9 protein-coding genes and 1 tRNA gene are annotated in these 9,719 nt (G+C 42.0%); 9 read left to right on the forward strand and 1 reads right to left on the reverse strand.

The window, feature by feature from the left end:
• Positions 1–93: 93 nt before the first annotated feature.
• The 9 genes from J1N10_RS14315 to uxuA all read left to right on the forward strand — a co-directional run bounded on the left by J1N10_RS14315 (position 94) and on the right by uxuA (position 9,524).
• Positions 94–1,092 (forward strand): LacI family DNA-binding transcriptional regulator, encoded by a 999-nt coding sequence (locus tag J1N10_RS14315; RefSeq protein ID WP_262327408.1) that lies wholly within the window; start codon positions 94–96, stop codon positions 1,090–1,092.
• A gap of 92 nt (positions 1,093–1,184) precedes the next feature.
• Positions 1,185–1,982, forward strand: coding sequence for a gluconate 5-dehydrogenase (locus J1N10_RS14320; protein WP_262327409.1), 798 nt, complete (start codon positions 1,185–1,187; stop codon positions 1,980–1,982).
• Between the two features lies 1 nt (position 1,983).
• Positions 1,984–3,153, forward strand: a complete 1,170-nt coding sequence (locus tag J1N10_RS14325) for a DUF4861 domain-containing protein (RefSeq protein ID WP_262327410.1) — start codon at positions 1,984–1,986, stop codon at positions 3,151–3,153.
• A gap of 18 nt (positions 3,154–3,171) precedes the next feature.
• Positions 3,172–4,470, forward strand: a complete 1,299-nt coding sequence (locus J1N10_RS14330) for an MFS transporter (RefSeq protein WP_262327411.1) — start codon at positions 3,172–3,174, stop codon at positions 4,468–4,470.
• 11 nt (positions 4,471–4,481) lie between these two features.
• Entirely contained in the window at positions 4,482–5,327 is an 846-nt protein-coding gene (gene kduI, locus J1N10_RS14335; protein WP_262327412.1) for a 5-dehydro-4-deoxy-D-glucuronate isomerase, read from the forward strand.
• A 105-nt stretch (positions 5,328–5,432) separates the two neighbouring features.
• A complete protein-coding gene (locus J1N10_RS14340) occupies positions 5,433–6,533 on the forward strand; it encodes a sugar kinase (protein ID WP_262327413.1) in 1,101 nt (366 codons plus the stop codon).
• A 137-nt stretch (positions 6,534–6,670) separates the two neighbouring features.
• On the forward strand, positions 6,671–7,339 hold the full coding sequence (locus J1N10_RS14345; RefSeq protein ID WP_262327414.1) for a bifunctional 4-hydroxy-2-oxoglutarate aldolase/2-dehydro-3-deoxy-phosphogluconate aldolase: 669 nt from the start codon (positions 6,671–6,673) through the stop codon (positions 7,337–7,339).
• A 5-nt stretch (positions 7,340–7,344) separates the two neighbouring features.
• Positions 7,345–8,187, forward strand: a complete 843-nt coding sequence (locus tag J1N10_RS14350) for an SDR family oxidoreductase (RefSeq protein ID WP_262327415.1) — start codon at positions 7,345–7,347, stop codon at positions 8,185–8,187.
• Between the two features lie 152 nt (positions 8,188–8,339).
• Positions 8,340–9,524: a mannonate dehydratase gene (gene uxuA, locus J1N10_RS14355; RefSeq protein ID WP_262327416.1), complete on the forward strand. Its 1,185-nt coding sequence runs from the start codon at positions 8,340–8,342 to the stop codon at positions 9,522–9,524.
• Between the two features lie 107 nt (positions 9,525–9,631).
• Here uxuA and J1N10_RS14360 read toward each other — a convergent pair.
• Positions 9,632–9,718: transfer RNA gene (locus J1N10_RS14360), tRNA-Leu, on the reverse strand.
• Position 9,719 lies beyond the last annotated feature (1 nt).

Below are 9,719 nucleotides of genomic sequence, written 5' to 3' on the forward strand. Positions count from 1 at the left end.
TTGCGCATTATTGCGCAAACGTTTGTATATTTGTGTCTAAATTTAATTAGAGAGCGAATAAGAATAAGTCTCTTTAGTGTGTATTGGTTTTAAATGAAGAAAGTAACCATAAACGATATAGCCCGGAAATTAGGTACTACGCCATCAACGGTGTCAAGAGCCTTGGCTGATAATAAGCGTGTAAGCCTGAAAACACGCGAACTCGTCAAAAAAGTAGCCAAAGAGATGGGCTACCAGCCAAACCTCATGGCATCATCGTTGCGAAAAGGTAAGTCCGACTTGGTTGGTATGATTGTACCGCGTATTAACCGTCACTTTTTTAGTAACGTTATCAGCGGTGTGGAAGAGGTATTGAATCCCAAAGGATATAGCTTATTGATTATGCAAAGCCAGGAGAATACAGATTCGGAAGTTAAAGCTGTTAATTCGTTAATGCGCAATCGTGTGGCTGGAATAATTGCATCACTGTCCGTTCAAACTGAAAATCTATCTCATTTTCAGGGTGTTTTAGATGAGGGTATTCCATTGGTTCAGTTTGACAGGATAAGTAATGACTTATCAGGCCCCAAAGTTGTGAATGATAATTACACGGGAACCTATGAAGCAACATGCCAGCTATTAAAGAGCGGATATAAAAGGATAGCACATTTTGGGGGCAGTGAATTATTAAAAGCCTATCGCGAGCGGAAAAAAGGCTATACGGATGCCCTGCTTGATAAGACTGGAGAGGTAGATAAGGATATAATATTTAATGATGTCATTACCCGTGATGCCGGTCGTGAAATGGTAAAGAAAGTGATTGATATGGGTGTCGATGCCATCGTGTGTGCGGGTGATTATTCCGCTTTTGGAGCGTTGGAAGCCTTAGGTGTATTAGGAGTTAAAGTGCCTGAAGAGTTTGGTGTTACGGGCTTTGGAAATGAGCCTTTTGCCGAGATGATTTATCCAAAACTGTCTTCTGTGGAGCAAGAGGGAAGAGAAATGGGACGAATAGTAGCCAGACAGATGATGGATGCAATTAGAGGAGAACAACATACCATTGAAATTGCTGTTCCCGTAAAATTTATAAAGCGGGCTTCATCAATACGATAGTTTATTGTATTAATGTATTAACATTGAAATATAGAATTTTTGGAAGGTAATGCGCAAACGATTGCGCTTCGTTATTTGAAAAACCGAAAGATATGATTAACCAATTATTTGATTTATCAGGCAAGATTGCCCTGGTTACAGGAGGTACACACGGAATAGGAATGGCCTGTGGTAAAGCATTGGCTAAAGCTGGCGCCAAGCTTTGTGTGAACGACATTAATGATGAGAAACTGGCAGAATGTAAAGCTGAGTATGCCAAAGACGGGATTGAGGTATTTACAGTAAACTTCAACGTGACTTCTGAAGAAGATGTGGATAAAGGCATTAGCATCATCGAAAAAGAGGTTGGGGCAATTGATATTTTGGTAAATAATGCCGGAATTATTAAGCGTGTACCAATTTTGGAGATGCCAATTAAAGACTTTGAAATGGTCATTGATGTCGACTTGGTTGCTCCATTGATTGTGGCAAAACGAGTGGCTCCAGGCATGATTGAGCGTCGCCAGGGCAAGATAATCAACATGTGTTCAATGATGAGTGTGTACGGACGTCAGAATGTATCAGCTTACGCAGCTGCCAAAGGTGGATTAAAGCTATTGACTGAAAACATGACCTGCGAATGGGCCAAGTACAACCTGCAGATTAATGGTGTTGGTCCTGGTTACATTGCCACATCGCAAACGGCGCCTATCCGCGAAGATGGTCACCCATTCAATGATTTGGTCATGACCCGAACACCTGCCGGTCGTTGGGGACAACCTGAAGATATTGGTAATGCAACACTGTTCTTGGCTTCTAAAGCCGCTGATTTTATCAATGGTCACATCTTGTATGTCGACGGTGGTATTTTGGCCAACTTCGGATATGTTAAAGGTGAAAACGAGGTTTAAGATGCGTTTAAAACTTCAATATGCAACAATGGCAATGCTTCTACTCCTCGTGAGTAGTTGCATTGAACGCCAAAATGACACAACTGTAACGGTTTCAAATCCAACAGACCTTGAGCGTTTGCTTGAAACAGTAAGAGTTGATATACCTGATCATCTATCCGGTATCACTTCCCTGGTGGTAATGGATAAAGAGACTAAGAAAGAATTATTGACTCAAATAGTGGATGAGAATGGCGATAACATACCTGAATCGATTTTGTTTCAGGTGGCATTACAAGCAGGCGAAACACGTCAATACATTCTTAAAGCAGGTGAGGCAACCGTTTCAGCAGGTGAGGTAAGAACTTTCGGACGTTTTGTGCCTGAGCGTACTGATGATTTTACCTGGGAAAACGATAAAGTAGCCTTTCGGGTTTATGGACCTACAGCCCAACGCATGGTTGAAGAAGGAATCCCAGGTGGAACCTTTTCGGGAGGCGTGGATTGTTGGTTAAAAAAGGTGGATTATTCCATTATCGACAAGTGGTATGCTGGAAATACTGCTGAACCAGGCTATTATCACAATGATCACGGTGAAGGTTTGGATAATTATCACGTCGGTCCAAGTTTAGGTTGTGGAGGTACTGGAGTGATGTATAATGCTGAACTATACACCTCGAAGAACTTCACAGCATACGAAGTATTAACAAACGGGCCTATTGAAACAAAATTTAAGCTGGAGTCGGCAGCGTTTGGGCCTAAAGAAAAGGAAGTTAATCAGCTTAAAGTTGGTTCAATTGAGCTGGGCAGTAACTTCACTAAATATGTCATTCATATTGATGGCAGTGACAACTTAACAACAGGTGTTACGCTTCATGATAAAACGGGTGAGATCAATGTGGATGAAAAAGCTTGCTGGGGCGATTATTGGGCGCCACATGAGGGTAAAGAATTGGGCAATGCCATTGTTGTTGACCCCAAATATTATGCAAGATATTCTGAAGTTATTTCGGAAGAAAAAGATAAGAGTCACCTGCTGATGCATCTGAAAGCCATTAACGGTAAAGTTGAATATTATGCCGGTTTTACCTGGAGTGATAGCCAGCAATTTGCCGGTAAAGAAGCTTGGCATCAGTATTTAAATCAATTTGCTCAGCAAATTCAATCACCTCTTGTTGTAACAATTCAATAACTTATTAAACCAGATAAGATGAATAAAAAAACAGGTATGGGCAACTATCGCTGGCGAATATTAGCCATGCTGGTTTATGCCACAACAATAAACTACTTTGACAGAAGTATTATCGGTGTGATGGCTCCCACATTAATGAAAATGTTTGACTGGAGCAATAATGATTACGCTAACATTATGATTGCCTTTAAAATAGCATACGCTTTAGGTATGTTAACAATGGGAGGTATCATCGACCGGTTAGGAACCAAGAAAGGATATACCTTGGCCATTAGTATTTGGAGTATCTTCGGAATGCTGCATGCAGTTGTGCGTCCGGCTTTTAGTATCATTGGTTTTGCAGCGGCGCGATTTGGACTTGGTTTTGGTGAATCAGGTCATTTCCCTGCAGCTCAGAAGACAGTGGCTGAATGGTTCCCTAAAAAAGAACGGGCTTTTGCTACCGGCTTATTTAATGCAGCTACAAGTATTGGAGCAATCGCAGCGCCTTTTATTGTCGGTTGGTTGGTTCACGAAAGCGGTAAAAACTGGCAATATCCTTTCCTTTTTACAGGTGTGTTTAGTTCTATCTGGGTATTCCTATGGTTACGCACTTATAAAAAGCCAGAGGAGCATCCCAAAGTAACCAAAGAAGAATTGGAGTATATCAATAGTGATTCTGTTGTTGAGTCATCGGAGAAAATTGCATGGAAAAAGGTATTGCCTAAACGTCAGACTTGGGCTTTTGCAGCCGCTAAAATTACAGATGCTGTTTGGTGGTTCTACTTATTTTGGGGAGCCAAGTTTTTAGCAGATACGTTTGATGTGAACATAAAGAATATTGGTATTCCATTCTTAATCATGTATCTATTGGCCGATGGAGGAAGTGTTTTAGGAGGTTGGTTATCAGGTGCTTTTATGAAAAAAGGCTGGAGTGTTAATAAGGCTCGAAAAATGACCTTATTAATGTGTGCCATCATTATTTTACCGGTAAGTTATGTGGCTATTACCGAAAGCAAGTGGTTAGCTATTGTATTAATTGGTATTGGTGCTGCTGGTCATCAGGCTTGGTCAGCTAATATCTTCACCTTAGTATCAGATGTATTTCCAAAAAAAGCCGTTGCTTCAGTGACCGGAATCGGCGGTATGATCGGTGCCGTTGCTGGTATTGTTGGAGATAAGTTATTAGGTAAGGTGCTTGACTCAGCTGGAAACACAGGTTATTTTTGGGCCTTTATGATTGCCGGTTCGGCTTACCTGGTGATTCTGGGTGTTGTACATTTACTAATGCCAAAAATGACTCCACTTGATGAGAATTTAGAATTAACAAACGAATAAAAACAATAGATATGACAACAATAAATTATGATCGCCGCAGAGCGTGTCATCCAGAGGATGTCAAAAACTACGATACAGCAAAGCTTCGCAAAGAGTTTTTAGTTGAAAATCTTTTTGTGAAAGACGAAATCAACCTGAGTTACTCACAATATGAGCGTTATATTCTTGGGGGTGCTTTCCCTGTTGACCAGGTGTTAACACTGGAAACCATCGATGCCATTAAATCAGAATATTTTTGTGAGCGTCGTGAGTTAGGTATTATCAGCATTGCCGGCGACGGTGTTGTAACCGTTGATGGTACCGACTATCCGCTAAAAGCCAAAGAGGCCATCTATATCGGACGTGGTAGTAAAGAAGTGAAAATGGCCAGTGTGGATGCCACCAATCCGGCTAAGTTTTACCTGAGCTCAACACCAGCGCATTGCTCTTACCCAACCACGTTGGTTAATAAGGAAAAGGCCAATATCCTTAATCTGGGTGCAAAGGCCACTTGTAATGAGCGTACCATTTACCAATTGATTGTGCCGGGTATTGTAGATAGCTGCCAGCTGGTGATGGGCTTAACCGAATTGCATGAGGGTAGCGTATGGAATACCATGCCAAGTCATACGCACGACCGCCGCATGGAAGCTTATTTCTATTTTGATTTACCAAAAGGTCAGTCAATCTGTCATTTAATGGGCGAGCCACAGGAAACGCGTCATCTGTTTATGCACAACGAGCAGGCTGTTTTTTCTCCGGAGTGGGGTATTCACTCAGGCGTAGGAACTTCCAATTACTCTTTTATCTGGGGTATGGGTGGCGAAAACCTGGATTATACCGATATGGATCATGTGCAGCCTGATGAGTTGCGATAAGTAATAAAAACATTAGTTAGTCAGAGATTTGAAGGAGATTAGGTTGTAACTTGTCTTTTGATGAGTTACAATCTTCTGACTAACATTTTTTTTAAGGAGGTAAAGATGTCAAAACTAACAATAAAACCAGCTTCGGAATGTACATATGATTGCATTTCATTGGGAGAAGTGATGTTACGCCTTGACCCGGGTGAAGGTCGTATCAGAACAACCCGCCTGTTTAGAGCCTGGGAAGGTGGGGGCGAGTACAACGTGTCGCGCGGACTGAGAAGGTGCTTTGGAAAGAAGACAGCCATTATCACAGCTTTGGCCGATAATGAAGTCGGTGCCCTAATCGAAGATTTCATGCTACAGGGCGGTTTGGATACGCAATTTGTTAAATGGGTGGATTATGATGGCTGTGGCCGCACTGTTCGTAACGGATTAAACTTTACAGAACGTGGTTATGGTATTCGTGGTGCAAAAGGCGTATCTGATAGAGGAAATACTGCTGCATCGCAGCTAAAGCCTGGTGATATCGATTGGGAATATATCTTCGGAACGCTTGGAGTGCGCTGGATGCATACCGGCGGTATTTTTGCGGCATTATCAGAATCGGCAGCCGAAACGGTGATTGAAGCAGTGAAAGTAGCCAAGAAATATGGAACCATTGTTTCATATGACTTAAACTACCGACCATCGTTATGGAAAGCGATTGGTGGTGAGGCTAAAGCACAGGAAGTGAATCGCGAGATTGCCCAATACGTGGATGTTATGATTGGCAATGAAGAGGATTTTACAGCTTGTTTAGGATTAGAGGTGGAAGGTAATGATGAGAACCTGAAAGAGTTGGATTTGGAGGGTTACAAGGGCATGATTCAATCAGCTGTTAAAGCATTTCCAAATTTCAAAGTGATTGCCACTACGCTTCGTACCGTTAAATCAGCGACTGTTAACTCGTGGGGCGCTATTTGCTACGCCGAAGGTGAAATTTATGAAGCGACACATCGCGAAGACCTGGAGATAATGGATCGTGTAGGTGGAGGCGATAGTTTTGCGTCAGGATTAATTTATGGCTTCCTCGAATTTAATAATGGTGCTAAAGCTGTTGAATATGGTGCAGCACATGGCGCATTAGCCATGACAACACCAGGCGACACCACCATGGCCACATTATCTGAAGTAGAGAAAATAATAGGTGGTGGAAGTGCCCGCGTAGATAGATAAAACTGTCTGGGCACTAGTCTTAAATTGGGCTTTTGTTTTGTATCCATTCCGAGTTTCAGTGGGCACGATGGAGCACGACTGAAACTTTTAATTGATGGGATTTCATATGCTAAGAACATCCAATAAATAATAACATTATGGCTAAATATACAAGAATAGAAGTTTACAATGCGATGAAACAAACAGGTGTGGTACCGGTTTTTTACCATGCCGATATTGAGGTGTGTAAAGCTGTGTTGAAAGCGTGCTACAATGGAGGTATTCGCGTTTTTGAGTTTGTGAACCGAGGCGATTTTGCCCACGAACTGTTCGCTGAATTGAATAAATATGCTTTGGCTGAATTGCCTGGAATGGTCATGGGGGCCGGCTCTATCGTTGAAGAAGGAACAACGGCATTGTACATTCAGAATGGTGCTAATTTTATTGTTTCTCCTTTGTTGAATGAGCAAATGGCCCGGGTATGTAATCGCCGTAAAGTGATGTGGTCGCCTGGTTGTGGAACCATCTCAGAGATTAATAAGGCACAAGAGTTAGGCTGCGAAGTGGTAAAAGTCTTCCCGGCATCTGAAGTAGGAGGCCCCTCGTTTGTGAAAGCTGTAAAAGCACCAATGCCCTGGACTGATATTATGCCAACAGGTGGTGTGACTTGTGAAAAAGAAAACCTGGAGAAGTGGTTTTCGGCTGGTGTTACTTGCGTTGGTATGGGTTCCAACCTGTTTCCTAAAGACATTATGGAAAATAAGGACTGGTCGGCGCTAGAAATCAAAGTGCAGCAATTGATTGAGACAATTAACTCAGTAAGATAAGAAATATGACCGCATTAAATTTAAAGGATAAAGTAGCTGTGGTGACCGGTGGAGGAGGTGTGCTGTGTTCAACCATGGCTAAGGGATTGGCTGCTCAGGGAGTTAAAACAGCCATTCTTGATTTAAACGAAGATGCAGCTAAGAAAGTAGCAACCGAAATTAGCGATGAGTTTAATGTAGCTTCCGTTGGGATTGGAGCCGATGTGCTCAGTAAAGAATCGTTGGAGTCAGCTCTTGAAATCATCCATAAGAACTTAGGGTCGGTGGATTATTTATTAAACGGTGCAGGAGGAAATGCTGCTACAGCCACAACCCAGGCAGAGTTCTTAACAAAAGATAAACTGGATAAGCTGGAAGAAACTTTCTTTGGCTTGCAAATGGATGGTTTTGATAAGGTATTTGCTTTAAACTTCCAGGGAACATTATTACCATCGATGGTTTTTGCCAAAGATATGTTGGCTAAAAAAAATGGAGCAATTGTCAATGTTTCATCGATGAATTCCTACACGCCATTGACTAAAATTCCGGCGTATTCAGCCGCCAAAGCTGCCATCAATAACTTTACACAATGGTTGGCGGTGCATTTTGCCAAAACAGGTATTCGAGTCAATGCCATTGCTCCCGGCTTTTTGTTGACCCACCAAAACCGCTTTTTACTGATTGATGAGCAAACTGGTGAAGCCACGCCCCGTGGTAATAAAATCATCACCAATACGCCCATGGAACGCTATGGTGAGCCCGAAGAGTTATGTGGAACTGTTAACTACTTATTATCTGACTGGGCTAAATTTATTACAGGTGTTGTAGTGCCAGTTGATGGTGGTTTTAGCGCTTATAGTGGTGTATAAAAGCTTTTATTCTTTTGTTTAAGAATGATGTTTGTTTTTTAAGGTTGATTGAACCGATTAAGTAAATTAGTGTCATAAAAATAAAGCAAAAGGCTATCAGCTGATAGCAATTAGCTAATGAAAATAGCGTAGCATTCTAATTTCTAAAAAACATGATTGAACAAACATGGCGATGGTACGGCCCCAATGACCGAATCACCTTATCGGATATTAAACAAACCGGGGCAACCGGTATTGTAACTGCTCTTCATCATGTGCCTAATGGTGAAGTATGGACCATTGAAGAAATTCAAAAAAGAAAGGTTGAGATTGAGGCAGCTGGCTTGGTTTGGTCGGTTGTTGAGAGTGTGCCGGTACACGAGGACATTAAAAAGCAAAGTGGTAACTGGGAAGTGTATGTTGCCAATTATCAACAGTCCATAAGAAATTTGGGAGAATGTGGAATTGAAACGATATGCTATAATTTTATGCCGGTGTTAGATTGGTCGCGTACCAACCTGGAGTCGTCGTTTGATGATGGTTCTCTGGCTTTAATTTATGAGCAGAAGGTGTTTGCCGCTTTTGATATTCATATCCTAAAGCGCCCCGGTGCTGCCATTGATTATACTGATAAAATTGTACAGGAAGCAGAAGCCTATTTCAATTCACTGGATGAAGCTGGAATCGAAAGCTTAACCAATACGGTTATTAAAGGGCTGCCTGGAGCCGAAGAAAGTTATACTTTAGAGCAGTTTCAGGCTGTGTTGGATGGTTACAAGGACATTGATGATGCCAGGTTAAGACAGCATCTTCAGGTGTTTTTGGAAGCTATTATTCCTATTGCCGAGGAGTCTGGTGTTCGCATGGCCATTCATCCGGACGATCCTCCATGGGGATTGCTCGGCTTACCACGTGTGGTTAGTACCCTCGATGATGCTAAAACGATTATTAGTACAGTTGATTCCATATCAAATGGTATTACACTTTGTACAGGTTCGTGGGGAGCTGGTTATTTTAATGACCTTTCGGAGATGGCTAAGGAGTTGGCACCACGCATAAACTTTGCGCATTTACGTAATGTCAATCGAGATACCGATTATAATTTCAATGAAGATTATTTGTTTAATGGCGATGTGGATATTTATGCCGTACTAAAAGCGATTGTGGAAGAGGAGGAACGGCGCAAGCAACAAGGGCGCAATGATTTTTCTATTCCCGTTCGTCCCGATCATGGAAACCAAATGTTAGGAGATGTAGGACAGGATAATAATCCGGGTTATTCGCTGTATGGGCGGATGAAAGGTTTGGCTGAGATTCGTGGATTGGAACTAGGTATCAGGCGAAGCCTGTTGAAATAAATGCTAATAGATGATGGATTTTGGCTTCAGTCATTAAAGTTTTCTGAAAATAAAAAAGCGCTTAAAACATTTGTTTTAAGCGCTTGTGCTTCTAGAAGACTCTAGATTGGTACCCGAGGCGGGACTTGAACCCGCACGGCCTAATGGCCACAGGATTTTAAGTCCTGCGTGTCTACCAATTCCACCACTCGGGCA

The organism is Carboxylicivirga litoralis (genome assembly GCF_025499605.1).
GTDB classification, from domain to species: domain Bacteria; phylum Bacteroidota; class Bacteroidia; order Bacteroidales; family Marinilabiliaceae; genus Carboxylicivirga; species Carboxylicivirga litoralis.